Here is a 16,930-nt window from a genome sequence, read left to right on the forward strand (position 1 = left end):
CGCTTAGCGACGACATTGCGACAGAATATCCAGCTGCGGTTGATAAACCGCTGATTTCACGTCCATCATGCCCAGAACGGTGGCGAATAAATTGTCCTGTGAAACCGCCTCTTTTGCGGCATGGTCACGCAGGCAAACCGTGTTTACGCCGAAGTTTTTCGCATAATCCGGGGAGAGCCAGAACATAAACGGAATATGCGTTTGCTGCTCCGGGGCCAGCATATACGGCGTACCGTGCAGGTAAATTCCGCTTTCACCCAGCGATTCACCGTGATCGGAGAGGTAAATGAGCGCCGTGTTCATGTTGGCCTGCCGGGCTTTTAGCGCGTCGATGGTTCGGCTGACCACGCTGTCGGTATACAAAATCGAGTTGTCATAGGTATTGATCAGCGACTGATGATCGCAATCCTGAATTTCATTGGTATCGCAGGTTGGGGTGAACTTGCGAAAGCTGTCCGGATAACGGTTGTAGTAGGCCGGACCGTGGCTGCCCATCAGATGAATAACCAGAACCGTATCCTGCTTTATTCCATCCAGTACGTTGTCCAGACGGTAGAGGTTGACGTCGTCGATACAGGATTTGTCCTTACAGAACTGATCCAGTTTCCACTGGGTCATGTCCGTGTGCGGCACGCGGTCGCAGGCGCCTTTACACCCGCCGTCGTTGTCGCGCCACAGCAGGTTGAAACCGGCATGGTTAAGTACATCGAGCAGACCTTCCTGGTGATGGGCGAGGTCCGCGTCATATTTTTTCCGCGTCATGCCGGAGAACATGCAGGGGACGGAAACGGCGGTTTCCGTGCCACAGGAGGAGGCCTGGGGGAAGTTGATGACATCCTGCTTTTTCAGCTCGGGGTTGGTTTCACGCGGGTAACCATTTAACGAGTAGTTTGCGGCGCGGGAGGCTTCGCCCACCACCACAATCAGCACGGTTTTCTTGCGTTGGCTGGAAATCAGCGCGCCTTTATGAGCATCCTCGCCAATGCGGACCAGCGTCTGGTCGCCGGCAAACCAGCGCATTTTGCTGTATTTCACCACGGCGCTCACGTAATTCGCCGGGGTAACCATTTTGACGATGCTTTTGTTATTGCGGAACAGAGAAGCATAGTCTTTATAAAACACCGCCGCGACCAGGATGATCACCAGCAGCGCACCCAGCATAGCGGCGACACGCGTCAGGAGGGCATACCACCATTTTCCGGTGCGAATGCGCGTCAGGGCTAAAATAATCGATGGAACCAGACCCGCAACGACCAGCCACAGGATCATCTGCGGCGTCACCAGGGCAGTCGCTTCCTGGGAATTAGTTTCGAACACGTTCACAATCATGTTCTGATCGATAACCGTGCCATAGGTATACATAAACCAGGTTGCGGCGGCGCATCCCAGGGTCAGGACAATCATGAGCGGCTTGCGAATAAAGGGAATATTCAGCAGGCTGAAGACAATCACCCAGCCGCAGAACAGCACCAGCGGCACGCTGGCAGCAAACAGGAGATCGTGCAGATGTGCAGGCGCAATGATTGACCAGCTGCGCTGGATAAACAATGCATTCAGTACGGTGAAGAAAAGTGCACAGCCCAGAGTAAATTTTATATCGTTACAGTGTAACTTTTTAGTGAACCACATGATGACCAGACCATTCGTTATATCAATGCGGCGAGTATAAGAAGGGAAGATTAGCGAAACCTTAATGCTCTGTTTGTGGCGCACATCCTTGCATGCAAGCCATTTAGGGTCTTCACTGTAGGGAATAATGACGTTCTGGAGGTAGGTGTGGCAGAGCAACTGGAGTTTTTCCCTGTCCAGAGCCCGTGCCGGGGTATTTGCCAGGTAGATGAACGAGGATACTGTCGTGGCTGCATGCGCACGCGCGATGAACGTTTTAACTGGCAAAATTTCAGCGACGCGCAAAAGCAGGAGGTCTTACGGCTCTGTCGACAGCGTCTGCTGCGTAAAATTCGTGCAAACAAAGCGGTTGAAAGCGAAGAACCTCAGCAACCTTCACTGTTTTAGCAGGGTAATTGCGTATACTGGTGACATGACTTCCTTGAGGAAAATGTTATGGTTCAGCGTATTACCCTTGCCCCGCAGGGCCCGGAATTCTCCCGATTTGTTATGGGCTACTGGCGCCTTATGGACTGGAATATGTCTCCGGTCCAGCTGGCGGACTTTATAGAAGAGCATCTCGATCTCGGGATCACCACCGTCGATCACGCTGATATTTATGGCGGCTATCAATGCGAGGCTGCCTTTGGCGAAGCGCTGAAGCGTGCGCCGGCGCTGCGTGAACGTATGGAGATTGTGACCAAATGCGGTATTGCCACCACAGCAAAACCGGAGCATGCGCTTGGGCATTACATCACTGACAGCGCGCATATCGTTAAAAGCGCCGAGCAGTCACTGATTAACCTGGCCACCGATCGTATCGACCTGCTGCTGATCCACCGACCCGATCCGTTGATGGATGCGGATGAGGTCGCGGAAGCCTTCCTGACGCTTCACCAGAGCGGCAAAGTGCGCCATTTTGGCGTGTCTAACTTCACCCCGGCACAGTTTGCGCTATTGCAGTCTCGCCTGCCGTTTACGCTGGCGACGAATCAGGTGGAGATCTCGCCTGTTCATCAGCCGCTGCTGCTGGATGGCACGCTCGACCAACTGCAACAGCTGCGCATCCGTCCAATGGCATGGTCCTGTCTGGGAGGCGGTCGCCTGTTTAACGATGAGGCATTCCAGCCGCTGCGTAACGAGCTTGAAACGGTGGCGCGCGAACTGAATGCGGAGAGTATCGAGCAGGTGGTTTACGCCTGGATCCTGCGCCTGCCGTCTAAACCGCTGCCAATTATTGGCTCCGGCAAAATTGAGCGCGTCCGCGCTGCGCTTGTGGCTGAGGAGCTGGATATGACGCGTCAGCAGTGGTTCCGCATCCGCAAGGCGGCGCTGGGCTACGACGTACCCTGAGCACGCCTGAACCTGACTTTCCGGTGAAATCTGCGCCGCTGGTATAGACTTAAGGTGCAAAAAATAACCCGTGGAGGTCTTATGAAGCGTTTTGCTCTGGCAATGGTCACGCTGGTTGTTTGCGCAGGTGCGCATGCAGCCAGCGAGGACGTTGAAATGAATCTCGTCACTTCTCAGGGGGTAGGCCAGTCCATCGGGACGGTGAAAATCACCGAAACCGATAAAGGGCTGGAATTTGCTCCCGATCTCAAGGCTCTTCCACCCGGCGAACATGGTTTTCACGTTCATGCCAAAGGCAGCTGTCAACCCGCGATGAAAGAGGGGAAACCAACAGCTGCGGAAGCCGCAGGGGGGCATCTCGACCCGCACAACTCCGGTAAGCATGAAGGCCCGGAAGGGATGGGGCACCTCGGCGATCTGCCGGTGCTGGTGGTAAATAACGATGGTAAAGCCACCGATCCGGTTGTGGCGCCACGACTTAAAAAGCTTGACGAGGTCAAAGGCAAGGCGCTGATGGTCCACGTGGGCGGCGATAACATGTCCGATCAGCCTAAACCGCTTGGCGGCGGCGGGGCGCGCTATGCCTGCGGGGTGATCTGATCGCCAATCGTTCCGGGTGGCGGCGCCTGTTCAAGCTGTGACAGGGAGCAGTGCAGCCGCCAGATAATGGACGCCAGATCGCGGGCCGCAGGCTGATGATGGTGCGCCAGCGCGTCGCAAATACGCTGAAGCTCGGCGAGCGTGACGCTCAGGGGGCGCTGCTGCACCCCGCGCTCGCTCATCACATCTCGGAGCATGGAAATACAGTTATCACGGACCTGCGACAGCGGATCGGAACGCGTCTCCCAGGCGCGCAGTTGCCACACCACGTGCGAACAGTTTAACAGCACCACGCCCCAGCGCAGCAGCCAGCGACGGGAGAGTGAATCCTGGCTGTTGTTCAGCTGGCTGACATGATGGTAAACCAGGGATTCATACTCGCTTTCGCGCAGATGCGGCCTGCGGCTCAGCTGATCGACAAAACCCCTGCGCAACTCCCGAATATGCCTGCGGCTTTTACGCGCGTCCGAGCCCGGGCGTAGCACAGCGAAAGCCAGCCACGCCAGCCCCACGCCGAGGATCTTCGCCAGGTTGTCGTTGAGAAAATCAGCGTAATCGTAAACCGGTGGATTCGTTACAGAGATAAATGAGCCCATAAAAACAATCAACTGACCCCACAGACCGGCCAGTTTAGGCATTTGCAGTTTGAGCAACTGCATGGTGGTTAATAGCGGGAAGAGAAACAGCAGAAATTGCCAGAGGTCGGTTATCTGCACCATCAAACCAAATTTCACCACGAAGCTGAATAGCGACAGCAGTACCAGCGTACGCAGCAGAAGCGTCAGGGAATTAAAGGGGGAAGCGGCGACGGAATAGAGCACGCAGCTGATTGCCGCAAGCGTCAGGGCCGCACTGCCCGCATCCCATTGCGTGGTGATGGCCCATGCGCCCACGGCCGTCAACGCACAAAACGTACGAAAACCGCTCCACAGCGCCTCCATTGCGTCGGTATGGCGCGCCAGAGCAGGACTACCGGGAACGGAAAATTCGGTGACGGGCGTGGCATTCTCGACGGCTTTTAACCAGCGGCTGCTGCGCAGATACAGGCGGCAGAAATAGTTCAGACGCTGCCAGAAGGCACGGTGCCTGTAGTCATATTCATCCGTTGGGGCGAGCGGCGCGATAATGCGGGCCACGGTATAGATATCGGCATCCGGACGCGCAAGAGCGGCGAGCAGCGCCTCGATAATCTCCCGGGTATGGGCTGGCGGTGCAGGCCAGTTCAGCAACATCCGGCGAAGGCTTGAGATCGCGCTCGTCATCCGCAATTGCTGGTGCAGTAAATAGTTCAGAAGCGTGTTCTGGCGACGAAAACGGTAGTGGCTCCAGAAAGCCTGGATGCGCAACAGGTTCATGGTCAGGATCTGGCCGATGACCTTTTCGTGCGCGAGGCGGATGTCATCGCTGCTGTCAGGCTGCCAGAGCAGGCTGGCATGTTCCAGCAAACGTGCGTGCATCGTTTTAAGGGCGGTGATAAGCGTAGTGCCATCTGAGGTACTGGGCAGGATCATCATCATGACGCCCCCGCACAGAATGCCGACCATCACTTCACACACGCGTGCCTGGGCGATATCCCACAGCTCGGTGGTGTCCAGCACGTTGACGACCGGAAAGGCGATAATGGCCGCGGTGTAACCCGCCAGCTGAAACGCATAGGCAACGTTATTGGTAAAATGGGCGCAGGCCCAGGTACACAGCCCCAGCCATGCCGACATGCTTAACAGAAAGAGCCAGGGATCGTTCAGGGTATGGCCGGCAAGAAGCAGTGCGGCGGTTGCCCCCAGCAGGCTACCCGCCACGCGCCCGAGGCTTTTACTGATAACGCCCCCGACGGTAGGGAAGCTGACGACCGCCGCAGAGGTCATCGCCCAGTAAGGCTCATCCAGATTCAGATAATAGGCAACCGTAAGCGCAAGGCACATGGCGATGCCGTTGCGCAGCGCGTAACGCCACTGCGGCCGTGTCGCTTTTATCCACGGCGTATTGCGCCAGGAGAAAGCCCCCAGGTTCATCATCGCGATCCGATGGCGACGGTGCAGGTTGTGCCAGAGACCAGGGTAATGTCTTTCGGCAGCTGATCAAACTCGACGCGAACAGGCACCCGCTGAGCCAGGCGCACCCACGGGACGTTGGGTTTGATGTCAGGCACCAGGCCAGAATCGGTTTCCACGCTCTGATCGTATATTGCCCGACCTATGCTGCTAACGTGACCCTGTAACGTTTCTGCGCCGCTGTAAAGCGTGATCCGGGCAGGCGCACCCTCGCGGATATGGCGCAGCTTGGTCTCTTCAAAATAACCTACAACATAGAAAGAGTGGCTATCGACCAGGGCGAAGACCGGCTGGCCTGTGGTGGCGTAATCACCCACACGGGTAGACAGGCTCGTGATCCATCCATCCACCGGGGCTTTGACCACGGTCTGGGTCAGTTGCCACTCGGCCTGTTTCAGCGTTGCCTCTGCAACCTTCAGGCTGGCCTGCATGGCTTTTACATTGATATTGGCGGTATCGAGATCTTCCGCAGAGATGTAATTTCTCGACAGATGGCGGCGGCGTTCGGCTTCGTTATTGGCTTTTGCCAGATCTGATTGAGCTTTTGCGAGCTGCGCCTGGGCATTAAGCACCGCAATGTGGAAAGGGGTCTCATCGATACGGAATAGCACATCGCCCGCATGAACGTACTGGTTGTCCTTCACCAGAAGCGCGCTGATACTGCCGGACACCTGTGGCGTGATGCTGACCTGTTCCGCGCGGATCTTGCCGTCACGCGTCCAGGGCGACTGCATGTAATAATTCCAGAGCCACCAGCCGGCCATCACCGCCAGCGCTAAAACGAAAAGAGTGGAAAAATATTTTAACGTTTTCAATGCTATTCTCACCACACGGTTAACACGGCAAGGCCAAGACAGACGGAGAGGGTAAATAGGGAGAGATCCATTAACATCGGGTGCCAGATTTCACCAGAATACATCCAGTCGCGCAGCAGACGATGCGTAATGAGCCAGATTACAAAACCGACCATCACGGCTTTAAACAGTGGCGGAAAGTAGACCGATGCGCCAACAATCAAATCCTGGAGGGGCAACCCTGCGGAGAAGGAAAACAACGTCACAAGCAGCGATCCTTTGCGGTGGAATGAGGGCCACATTGGCAGATTTCAATGCGATGGCGCATTACCATTCAGTGTAAATCATCCTTTAAGGAATGATGAATACCGTGATTGCATTTGTTTTGGCAATACAAATACTGCAAACTATTCTAAAATCACTATAATCACTTAGCAAGCTAATTATAAGGAGATGAAATTGGAATCGCCATTAGGTTCTGATCTGGCAAGGTTGGTACGCATCTGGCGTGCTCTGATTGACCATCGCCTGAAACCTCTGGAACTTACGCAGACGCACTGGGTTACGCTGCATAACATTCATCAGCTCCCGCCCGATCAGTCACAGATCCAACTGGCAAAAGCGATTGGAATTGAGCAGCCGTCTCTGGTGCGTACCCTTGACCAGCTGGAAGAGAAGGGACTCATCTCCCGACAAACCTGCGCCAGCGACCGTCGCGCCAAGCGGATCAAATTGACGGAAAAAGCGGCCCCGATTATCACTGAGATGGAAACCGTCATCAGTAAAACGCGAGGGGAGATCCTGGCCGGTATTTCCCCCGCTGAGCTGGAAATGCTGATCGGACTCATCGCCCGTCTTGAGCAAAACATCCACGATTTACAGTCGCGCGACTGACATTATTCACAGGCCTTGCTGGTGCAAGGCCTCTGTCATGTTCTGAACACCACCACCCGGTTGCGGCCCGTCTCTTTTGCCTCGTACATGGCTTTATCCGCGCTTTCCACACAGGTTTCAGCGCTGGTCTCCGGCGAGGTGGCGGTGAATACCCCCATACTGATAGTTATCGGTTCCGGGAGATAACCGCCGCTGCTAACGTTGTCGAAACCGCTCAATTTGAGACGTATGCGTTCGGCAACCTGTTGCGCAAGATCGGAAGGGGTATTTGTCAGCATGAGCACAAATTCTTCGCCGCCGATCCGCGCTGCGATATCCTGCGGTCGCACTGAATCGGTCAACAGGTTTGAGACAAACTGTAAAACCTTATCCCCCTGCAAATGGCCGTAGCAGTCGTTAATGCGTTTGAAACGGTCAAGATCGCTCACGATCACCGATACCGGGTGCGCCAGGGTTGCTGTACTCAGCGCGTGGTTTAATGAATCATAGAAATAGCTACGATTATACAGACGGGTGAGGGGATCGCGGATCGAGTTTTGATAAGACTGCTGATATTTTACATGCGAGTCACGATACAAATTAAATACATCGGAAAGTAAGATGAAGATAATGATTAATGTAGCGACAGTTTCGAATAACCGTGCCCGGTACCATGAAATATCTTCAGCGTGTCCGCCTAACAATAGCATGAGCAGGGTGACGATATAACAGACGCATAAAAAATTGCCGCCGACCCAAAACAAATTTCTCACGCGGGTAATGGCCATCAGGGTGATTAACGTTACTACCCACAGGACGATCAAAATAATATTAATCGCCTGGCTCCAGAGAACCATAAACTGTCGGGTTTCATTGTCTACCAGGTCCAGTGTGAGCAGGGTTGAATGGCTGGAATAGAACAATGCCAGCCCAAGCATACTGCCCGTAAAGAGCGAGGCGCCGACAACGATACCGATGTGGGTGCTTCGTGAGAGAGCGGACGTACGCAGGGTATACAGCAATGCCGAGATGATTATCAGCACCGCCATTAAAAAGTGGCGGAACATATAGAAAATCATGGCGTCATTATAGTTCGCCACGTTGAACTGATAGAGATCAAGCCAGGCCGGGAAGCTGGACAGAGTCCCCACCATCAATAACGCTGAGCCGGCAAAGGCCAGGGCAATGGGAACAAGATATAATCGCCTTCTGTCGCACCAGTATTTCATTGCCATAAAACAGGCAATAAACAGATGAAACACCAGAAGAAATATCGTCAGCGTAGGGAAAAACAAAGGTGAAAACGAAGGAACCCATTCAACAAGTTTTATAAAAAAAGCTTGTAATACGGCAATGATAACAATGCATCCAAGCGCGAAGGCCACAAAGCGGTTCTTTACAAATCGACAGATCGCAAGCATAGAGAATTTAAAAATTAAAAAAGAAAAGAGATTGCGAAGAGTTTAAGTGAGGGAAATAAAAAATACTTTGCGCACGGACAAAAATAGATGAAATGAATAATTCACCGTGTGAATGTATTGTGCAAATATATTGTTGGAGACGATGATTTTGTTAAATGGATGCGGTCTGAACAGACCACATCCATCAGGATATTAGCGCGGGGAGACGGTAACCTGGCTGCCGTTGCTTGCCAGTACAACACGCTGGCCAGCAGAGAAGCGGGTGTTACCCTGTTTCTGCACAACCATAATGGTGCTGCCATCGTCTTTACGGATTTCCAGCTCAACGCCCTGAGTTTTGTTCATCGCACCCTGAACGCCCTGACCCGCTACGCCGCCTGCAACTGCGCCCGCTGCGGTAGCCAGAGAACGTCCGGTGCCGCCGCCAATGGTATTACCCAGGAAACCACCCAGCACAGCACCACCGATTGCGCCCACCACGTTCGTGTCATCGCCACCCTGAATCTGAACAGGACGGGCATTAACGATAGTACCGTATGTCACGTTCTGTACCTGTTTAGCTTCAGAAGCACTATATACGTCGCCGGAGAGTGAACTGTCATTCACACAACCCGCCAGTGTTAAACCAATCAGCGAAACGCCCAGTACACGTAAAATCATTTGACTCTCCTGTTCACCAAAAAACGCCCGGTTGGGGCATCCGTTATGGCTAAATTATATGGCATTCCTGACCACAGTTCATATCTTTGCATGCCGAATAGATAAATTTTACTTCAGCAGGGCTTAACGGGACATAAACAAAAACCGTCTGTGCTACAGGTCTGAGATTGTTAAAAAATATTATCACCGCATAGCAAAGCCGCGTTATTTATGATGGAGTGTTTGCACTTAGCCCATGTAACGTAAGGAAAGCGCATGAAATCGGGTCGCTATATCGGTGTGATGTCTGGTACCAGTCTTGACGGTGTGGATGTCGTTCTGGCCGCCATTGATGAAAACATGGTGGCGCAGCAGGCAAGCCTGACCTGGCCTATTCCTGTCTCGTTAAAAGAAGAGATCCTGAACATCTGCCAGGGACAACAGCTGACGCTTTCCCAACTGGGCCAACTGGATGTGCGTCTGGGGGCGCTGTTTGCTGAGGCGGTACTGGCCCTGATGCAGCAGGAAAGACTCCACCCGCAGGATATCGTGGCAATAGGTTGCCATGGGCAGACCGTCTGGCATGAACCTGTCGGCGAGGCGCCGCACACGATGCAAATTGGCGATAACAACCAGATTGTGGCAAAAACCGGCGTGACGGTGGTGGGTGATTTCCGTCGTCGCGATATGGCCCTCGGCGGGCAGGGGGCGCCGCTGGTTCCGGCATTTCATCAGGCGCTGCTGGCGCACCCGGTAGAGCGCAGGATGGTCCTGAACATCGGCGGGATCGCCAACCTGTCGATGCTTATTCCCGGGCAGCCCGTGCGGGGGTACGATACCGGACCCGGTAATATGCTGATGGATGCCTGGATCTGGCGTCAGAGCGGCAAAGCCTACGACAAAGACGCGCAGTGGGCCAGCCAGGGGAAAGTGATCCTTCCCTTGCTGCAAACCCTGTTAAGCGATCCTTTCTTTGCTCTGCCCGCGCCGAAAAGCACGGGGCGGGAATATTTCAACTACGGCTGGCTTGAACGTCAGCTGGCGCGCTTCCCCGGCCTTGCGCCTCAGGATGTGCAGGCTACGCTGACGGAGCTCACCGCGGTGTCGATTTCTGAACAGGTGTTGCTGAGCGGCGGATGTGAGCGCTTGCTGGTATGCGGAGGCGGAAGCCGCAACCCGCTGGTGATGGCACGCCTCGCCGCCTTGCTGCCAGGCACCGAAGTCACGACCACTGATGAAGCCGGGATCAGCGGAGACGATATGGAAGCGCTGGCCTTCGCCTGGCTTGCCTGGCGTACGGTTGCCGGTCTGCCGGGGAATTTACCCTCCGTAACCGGTGCGCGGGAGGCGAGCGTCCTTGGGGCCATTTTCCCCGCAAACCCGCGCCATAATCAGAGTTAACTGAAATTCAGCGGGAGGCGTAACCCGTAAAATAGGGAAAAACAGGAGGGCGGTTAGGCCCTCCAGGACCAGGATAGTCTTCGGAATCTGCCCATGAAAAAACTTCTTCTCATTGCTGTACCTTTTCTTATGACCGGATGCAGCGTCTATAACCAGTTCGTTGAGCGTATGCAAACCGATACGCTGGAATATCGTTGTGATGAAAAACCGCTGACGGTGAAGCTGAACAACCCGCATCAGGAAGCCAGCTTTGTTTATGACAATAAGTTGTTAACGCTGAAGCAGGGAATGTCGGCCTCCGGTGCGCGCTACTCAGACGGGATCTACGTCTTCTGGTCGAAAGGCGACAGCGCCACCGTCTACAAGCGTGACCGCATTGTGCTGAACAATTGTCAGCTTGAAAATCCGAAGCGTTGAGATTTTTGAAGGGGGCGCGCACAATAGCGCCACCCAATCTCACTTTCAGCTAACGCCATGTCAGATAACGACGAACTACAGCAAATTGCGCATCTGCGCCGTGAATACACCAAAGGCGGTCTGCGCCGCCAGGATCTTCCCGCCGAACCGCTGGTGCTTTTTGAACGCTGGCTGAAGCAGGCCTGCGAAGCGAAACTGGCTGACCCGACGGCAATGGTCGTTGCCACGGTTGATGAAAATGGTCAGCCGTATCAACGCATCGTTCTTCTCAAGCATTATGACGAGAAAGGGCTGGTGTTCTACACCAATCTTGGCAGTCGTAAAGCGCATCACCTTGAAAATAATCCGCGTATTAGCCTGCTCTTCCCGTGGCATATGCTGGAGCGCCAGGTGATGGTCACCGGCAAGGCGGAGCGCCTCTCTACGCTCGAAGTGGTAAAATATTTCCACAGTCGCCCGCGCGACAGTCAGATCGGCGCCTGGGTCTCTAAACAGTCCAGCCGAATCTCAGCCCGCGGTGTGCTGGAAAGTAAATTCCTCGAACTCAAACAGAAGTTTCAGCAGGGTGAAGTACCGCTGCCGAGTTTCTGGGGCGGGTTCCGCATCCCCATTGAGCAGATGGAATTCTGGCAGGGCGGTGAACACCGCCTGCACGACCGCTTTTTATACCAGCGCGACAACGGTGGCTGGAAAATCGACAGACTGGCCCCGTAATCCCCAAAATTTGTTGATTTAAGCGCTAGCGCACACCGCGCTGGCGCTTTATTCTATGGTCCTTTCGCATCAGGCGAAAAGTCGTGTACCGGCAAAGGTGCAGTCGTTTATACATGGAGAATTTGATGGCAAGCAGTAACTTGATTAAACAATTGCAAGAGCGGGGCCTCGTGGCCCAGGTGACGGACGAGGAAGCGTTAGCAGAGCGACTGGCGCAAGGCCCGATCGCGCTCTATTGCGGCTTCGATCCCACCGCTGACAGCTTGCATTTGGGGCATCTTGTTCCATTGTTATGCCTGAAACGCTTCCAGATGGCCGGCCATAAGCCTGTCGCACTGGTTGGCGGCGCGACCGGTCTGATTGGCGACCCAAGTTTCAAAGCCGCTGAGCGTAAGCTGAACACCGAAGACACCGTGCAGGAGTGGGTGGATAAGATCCGTAAACAGGTTGCACCGTTCCTGGATTTCGACTGCGGTGACAACTCTGCGATTGCGGCGAACAACTACGACTGGTTTGGTGGCATGAACGTGCTGACGTTCCTGCGTGACATCGGCAAACACTTCTCTGTTAACCAGATGATTAACAAAGAAGCAGTAAAGCAGCGTCTTAACCGTGACGATCAGGGTATCTCTTTCACGGAGTTCTCCTATAACCTGTTGCAGGGGTATGACTTCGCCTGCCTGAACAAACTGCACGGCGTCTCTCTGCAAATTGGCGGTTCCGACCAGTGGGGTAACATCACCTCCGGTATCGATCTGACCCGTCGCCTCCACCAGAATCAGGTGTTTGGTCTGACCGTGCCGTTGATCACCAAAGCCGACGGTACCAAGTTCGGTAAGACCGAAGGCGGCGCGGTATGGCTGGATCCGAAGAAAACCAGCCCGTACAAGTTCTACCAGTTCTGGATCAACACGGCGGATGCCGACGTTTATCGCTTCCTGAAGTTCTTCACCTTTATGGATATCGAAGAAATCAATGCGCTGGAAGAAGAAGACAAGAACAGCGGTAAAGCACCACGCGCCCAGTACGTGCTGGCGGACGAAGTGACTAAACTGGTTCACGGCGAAGAAGGTCTGGCGGCGGCGAAGCGCATTACGGCTAGCCTGTTCAACGGAACCCTGAGCGATTTAAGCGAAGCGGATTTCGAACAGCTGGCGCAGGATGGCGTGCCGATGGTTGAGATGGAAAAAGGCGCCGATCTGATGCAGGCGCTGGTGGACTCCGAGCTCCAGCCGTCTCGCGGTCAGGCGCGTAAAACCATCGCCTCTAACGCGATCACCATTAATGGCGAAAAACAGGCCGATCCGGAATACACCTTTACCGAGAACGACCGTCTCTATGGTCGCTACACGCTGCTGCGTCGCGGTAAGAAAAATTACTGCCTGGTCTGCTGGAAGTAATTAAAAGTATGCAGGGGCGTGGGAAACCACGCCCCTTTTGTTTTGACAGGGTTTGGTAAGTACAACATGAAGAACATCCTCGCCATTCAGTCCCACGTTGTGTTTGGACATGCTGGCAACAGCGCTGCGGAATTCCCGATGCGCCGCCTCGGCGTTAACGTCTGGCCCCTCAATACCGTCCAGTTCTCGAATCACACCCAGTACGGTAAATGGACCGGCTGCGTAATGCCGCCGTCGCATCTGACGGAAATCGTTCAGGGGATTGCGGATATCGACCAGCTTAAACGCTGCGATGCCGTACTGAGCGGCTATCTGGGTTCGGCGGAGCAGGGGGAACATATCCTCGGCATTGTGCGCCAGGTGAAAGCGGCAAACCCCGCGGCGAAATATTTCTGCGATCCGGTGATGGGACATCCGGAAAAAGGCTGCATCGTAGCGCCGGGCGTTGCGGAGTTTCATGTCCGTCATGCATTGCCCGCCAGCGATATTATTGCCCCCAACCTGATTGAACTTGAGATCCTGTGCGAGCATCCGGTCAACAGCGTAGAAGAGGCTGTAAGCGCCTCTCGTGAGCTGATCGCCCAGGGGCCAGAGATTGTGCTGGTTAAGCACCTGGCACGCGCAGGGTTGAGCCAGGACCGTTTTGAAATGCTGCTGGTGACGAAGGATGAAGCCTGGCATATCAGTCGACCGCTGGTGGATTTCGGTGCACGTCAGCCTGTCGGGGTCGGGGATGTGACCAGCGGTTTGCTGCTGGTGAAGCTATTGCAGGGCGCGAGCCTGCGCGATGCGCTGGAGCACGTCACCGCAGCCGTTTATGAAATCATGATTGCGACGAAGACGATGCAGGAATATGAGCTCCAGGTCGTCGCGGCGCAGGATCGCATCGCGAAGCCGGAGCACTATTTTAGCGCAACGCAGCTTTAGAAAACGCCCGGCGCCGCTGCGCTTGCACGGGCCTACGGAATTTATAGGCCGGGTAAGCGTCAGCGCCACCCGGCAATCCAGGCCGCTCGGTTAATTCAACCCTTCCGCTTTCAGCGCCGCTGCCACCGCAGGACGCTCCGCCACGCGCGTCATATACGATGCGACATGGTCTAATCCTTCCATGTTCAGCTTAACCGCGCGCGCCCAGCGCAGAACGGTAAACAGATAGGCATCGGCGATGGTGAAACGCGAGCCACAGATCCACTGGTCGTCTTTCAGCGCGTCGTTAACGTACTGCAACTTTTTCTCCAGCAGCGCGCGCACGGTAGGTTTGTACTCTTCCGGCGTGTCCGGGCGGAACAGGGGCGTAAAGCCTTTGTGCAGTTCGGTGGCAATATAGTTCAGCCACTCCAGCGTTTTATAACGCGCAATGCTGCCGGTGGGGGCAAGGAGCTGACGATCCGGTACGTTGTCCGCCAGGAATTGCATAATCGCCACCCCTTCGGTCAGCAGGGTGCCATCATCCAGCAGCAGGGCCGGAACCTGGCCTTTTGGGTTAATCGCAAAAAAGTCATCCCCGTTTTCCAGACGCTTTTTCATCAGGTCAACGCCGTCCAGCGTGAAATCTTTACCGCTCTCGCGAAGCGTAATATGGGAAGCAAGAGAGCAGGCGCCCGGTTTATAGAACAGTTTCATCGGTAACTCCTTTTTGCTGAGGTTCCAGCTATGTTAGTGCGCGTTCGGATAAAAAAAAAGCCGCTAATCAATTAGCGGCTTCTGTTCAGTCGTTTCCCGATGACATTACGCGTTCGCGGTTTTGATCGCTTTAGCGGATTTGTCGTCGTCCTGCGTCATACGATTCAGTTTAGGTGCGGTCAGCAGCATCAGCACGGCAATCACGGCGGTCGCGATACCAATTTGCATGAACACGGTGCCGTAGACATTCAGGGAAACCAGCGGGTCGGTAACGTTGTCTGGTACCGCCATCAGGTTCGCAATCTTACCTGCGATGATAGCCGCGCCAGCGGTGGTCAGGAACCAGCTACCCATGATGAAGCCCATCAGACGCTGAGGGACCAGCTGCGCAACCATCGCCAGGCCCAGACCGGAGATCATCAGTTCACCGATGGATTGCAGCGCATAGCTCAGGATCAGCCAGTTAACAGACACGATACCCGCGTCGGTGGCGAATTTCGTCCCCAGCGGCAGCACCAGGAACGCGCCAGAGCACAGCACCATACCGATAGCGAACTTGTGCGGCATAGGCAGACGGTCGCCCATCTTGTTATAGATAGCGGCCAGAATCGGGCTACCAATCATGATCCAGAACGGGTTCAGGGCCTGATATTGCTCCGGCTCGAACGCGATACCAAGGATGGAGTGCTCAACGTTGCGGATAGCGAAGAAGTTCAGAGACGTTGGCATCTGGCTGTACAGAACGAAGAAGATGATCGCTTCCAGCATCAGGATGAACGCCACAATCATCTTACGACGTGCCGCACCCTGCATCGCAAAGGCTTCTTTCGCGAAGATAAACACGATACCCAGCGCAACCACGCCCAGTACGGCACGTGCAACGCCCTGGTTGTGCAGCAGCCAGGTGGCGACAGCGGCAAGGATCACGATGCCGACGATGGTTGCCAGCAGTTTGCCCATGTGCACGGGTTCGAAGTCTGGTTTTGAACCATAGTCTTTAACCCAGCTACGGCAGAACAGGAAGTTCACAACGGTGATCAGCATACCCACGAAGCTCAGCGCAAACGCTACGCTCCAGCCGAATTTTGCGGCCAGCCATGGGGTTGCCAGCATAGAGAAGAAGGAACCGATGTTGATGGACATGTAGTACATGGTAAATGCACCGTCCAGACGTGGGTCATCTTTGCTGTAGCAGGTAGAGAGCAGGGAAGACGGGTTCGCCTTGAAGAGGCCGTTACCTACCGCGATGGTAGCCATGCCCATGTAAACCACACCTGCATCGTGCCCGGACCAGGCAACCAGCCCATAGCCAATCGCCAGAACAACGGCGCCCAGCATAATGACTCGTTTAGTACCGAGAACTTTATCGCCTAACCAGCCGCCGATAGCGACCAGGCCATACACCAGGGCGCTGAAGGAAGAGAACAGCGTGATGGAATCAGCTTCAGACATACCCAGCTGTTTAACCAGGTAAACCGCCATGATCCCTTGCAGGCCGTAGTAGCCAAAACGTTCCCATAATTCGATCGAGAAAATGAGATAGAACGCTTTAGGCTGTTTGAAAGCGTTAAGACTTACGCTCTCATCTGTTGGTTTATTGTTTGCAGTAGACACATATACCTCTTTTTTTACATCCCATATTAACGGGGGTGTTCATAGCGTGATGACCGTAGTCCATCCGCTTTATAGTTATATTGGGAGGGGAAACGGCGGGTAATGTTCACTATCCAGCCCCATCTGGCAATACGTTTGTAATAATCTGTTACATATAACTCTGGCGGTATAATCATCGGTTCATGCAAATGTTATACAGCGTTAAATCTCATCCGTTCAAAATTGATGGTTTTTTTCACTGTAAACGACCCTGTTCAACGGCTGTATGGCGATATGTTCTGCTATTTTGGGTGATTGGCAGTGATATAGCCCATATTCTGAAAAATGACTGGTCTTATGTGCGGTGTGGAATCGATGAAATCTTGTCTGACAAAGGGGGTGGGCGGGTTTTAACAACAAAAATCCAACATCAGGTTATCAGA

General features: G+C 54.2%; 17 protein-coding genes. 9 read left to right on the forward strand and 8 right to left on the reverse strand.

Features of this window, described 5'->3' with window-relative positions; translation table 11 throughout:
- Positions 1-3: 3 nt before the first annotated feature.
- Positions 4-1,629 (reverse strand): phosphoethanolamine transferase EptA, encoded by a 1,626-nt coding sequence (gene eptA / locus ACJTMZ_RS16880; protein WP_015570680.1) that lies wholly within the window; start codon positions 1,627-1,629, stop codon positions 4-6.
- A gap of 147 nt (positions 1,630-1,776) precedes the next feature.
- On the opposite strand from eptA, the gene ACJTMZ_RS16885 reads away from it, so the two are divergent.
- From ACJTMZ_RS16885 to sodC, 3 genes are all read left to right on the forward strand, one after another.
- A complete protein-coding gene (locus ACJTMZ_RS16885) occupies positions 1,777-2,016 on the forward strand; it encodes a DUF1289 domain-containing protein (protein WP_017384600.1) in 240 nt (79 codons plus the stop codon).
- 48 nt (positions 2,017-2,064) lie between these two features.
- Positions 2,065-2,961 (forward strand): aldo/keto reductase family oxidoreductase, encoded by an 897-nt coding sequence (locus ACJTMZ_RS16890; protein ID WP_015570678.1) that lies wholly within the window; start codon positions 2,065-2,067, stop codon positions 2,959-2,961.
- Positions 2,962-3,042: 81 nt separating this feature from the next.
- On the forward strand, positions 3,043-3,561 hold the full coding sequence (sodC, locus tag ACJTMZ_RS16895) for a superoxide dismutase [Cu-Zn] SodC (RefSeq protein ID WP_015570677.1): 519 nt from the start codon (positions 3,043-3,045) through the stop codon (positions 3,559-3,561).
- On the opposite strand, the gene ACJTMZ_RS16900 is transcribed toward sodC, so the two are convergent.
- From ACJTMZ_RS16900 to ACJTMZ_RS16910, 3 genes are read right to left on the reverse strand one after another with little or no spacing between them, the layout of a single operon-like run.
- The gene (locus tag ACJTMZ_RS16900; RefSeq protein WP_026080711.1) at positions 3,540-5,573 is read right to left on the reverse strand and encodes an FUSC family protein; all 2,034 of its coding nucleotides are present in this window, start codon (positions 5,571-5,573) and stop codon (positions 3,540-3,542) included. The genes sodC and ACJTMZ_RS16900 overlap by 22 nt on opposite strands.
- Positions 5,573-6,433, reverse strand: a complete 861-nt coding sequence (locus ACJTMZ_RS16905; RefSeq protein WP_026080710.1) for an HlyD family secretion protein — start codon at positions 6,431-6,433, stop codon at positions 5,573-5,575. The genes ACJTMZ_RS16900 and ACJTMZ_RS16905 overlap by 1 nt, the downstream gene beginning before the upstream one ends.
- 2 nt (positions 6,434-6,435) lie before the next feature.
- A complete protein-coding gene (locus ACJTMZ_RS16910) occupies positions 6,436-6,672 on the reverse strand; it encodes a DUF1656 domain-containing protein (RefSeq protein ID WP_047365633.1) in 237 nt (78 codons plus the stop codon).
- Positions 6,673-6,859: 187 nt separating this feature from the next.
- Here ACJTMZ_RS16910 and slyA point away from each other — a divergent pair, with 187 nt between their 5' ends.
- Positions 6,860-7,300 carry a transcriptional regulator SlyA gene (slyA, locus tag ACJTMZ_RS16915; RefSeq protein ID WP_006808997.1) on the forward strand — a complete coding sequence of 147 codons (441 nt, stop codon included), beginning with the start codon at positions 6,860-6,862 and terminating at the stop codon, positions 7,298-7,300.
- A gap of 35 nt (positions 7,301-7,335) precedes the next feature.
- On the opposite strand, the gene ACJTMZ_RS16920 is transcribed toward slyA, so the two are convergent.
- Together ACJTMZ_RS16920 and slyB are read right to left on the reverse strand one after the other, a co-directional pair.
- On the reverse strand, positions 7,336-8,700 hold the full coding sequence (locus ACJTMZ_RS16920) for a GGDEF domain-containing protein (RefSeq protein ID WP_017384595.1): 1,365 nt from the start codon (positions 8,698-8,700) through the stop codon (positions 7,336-7,338).
- A gap of 192 nt (positions 8,701-8,892) precedes the next feature.
- On the reverse strand, positions 8,893-9,360 hold the full coding sequence (gene slyB / locus ACJTMZ_RS16925) for an outer membrane lipoprotein SlyB (protein WP_003857604.1): 468 nt from the start codon (positions 9,358-9,360) through the stop codon (positions 8,893-8,895).
- 255 nt (positions 9,361-9,615) lie between these two features.
- Between slyB and anmK the strand changes: the two genes are divergently transcribed.
- From anmK to pdxY, 5 genes are all read left to right on the forward strand, one after another.
- On the forward strand, positions 9,616-10,740 hold the full coding sequence (anmK, locus tag ACJTMZ_RS16930) for an anhydro-N-acetylmuramic acid kinase (RefSeq protein WP_015570673.1): 1,125 nt from the start codon (positions 9,616-9,618) through the stop codon (positions 10,738-10,740).
- A gap of 93 nt (positions 10,741-10,833) precedes the next feature.
- Positions 10,834-11,157 (forward strand): C-type lysozyme inhibitor, encoded by a 324-nt coding sequence (gene mliC, locus ACJTMZ_RS16935; RefSeq protein WP_015570672.1) that lies wholly within the window; start codon positions 10,834-10,836, stop codon positions 11,155-11,157.
- Between the two features lie 57 nt (positions 11,158-11,214).
- Positions 11,215-11,871, forward strand: a complete 657-nt coding sequence (gene pdxH / locus ACJTMZ_RS16940; protein WP_003857601.1) for a pyridoxamine 5'-phosphate oxidase — start codon at positions 11,215-11,217, stop codon at positions 11,869-11,871.
- A 125-nt stretch (positions 11,872-11,996) separates the two neighbouring features.
- The gene (gene tyrS / locus ACJTMZ_RS16945) at positions 11,997-13,271 is read left to right on the forward strand and encodes a tyrosine--tRNA ligase (RefSeq protein ID WP_017384594.1); all 1,275 of its coding nucleotides are present in this window, start codon (positions 11,997-11,999) and stop codon (positions 13,269-13,271) included.
- Between the two features lie 66 nt (positions 13,272-13,337).
- Entirely contained in the window at positions 13,338-14,198 is an 861-nt protein-coding gene (gene pdxY / locus ACJTMZ_RS16950) for a pyridoxal kinase PdxY (RefSeq protein ID WP_015570669.1), read from the forward strand.
- Positions 14,199-14,288: 90 nt separating this feature from the next.
- Here the strand turns inward: pdxY and gstA are convergent, their stop codons facing one another.
- Together gstA and dtpA are read right to left on the reverse strand one after the other, a co-directional pair.
- Positions 14,289-14,894: a glutathione transferase GstA gene (gstA, locus tag ACJTMZ_RS16955; protein ID WP_003857598.1), complete on the reverse strand. Its 606-nt coding sequence runs from the start codon at positions 14,892-14,894 to the stop codon at positions 14,289-14,291.
- 105 nt (positions 14,895-14,999) lie between these two features.
- Positions 15,000-16,508, reverse strand: coding sequence for a dipeptide/tripeptide permease DtpA (gene dtpA, locus ACJTMZ_RS16960; protein ID WP_017693548.1), 1,509 nt, complete (start codon positions 16,506-16,508; stop codon positions 15,000-15,002).
- Between the last annotated feature and the right edge of the window lie 422 nt (positions 16,509-16,930).

Origin of the sequence: Enterobacter sp. DN (assembly GCF_046054285.1) — a bacterium.
GTDB lineage: Bacteria > Pseudomonadota > Gammaproteobacteria > Enterobacterales > Enterobacteriaceae > Enterobacter > Enterobacter hormaechei_C.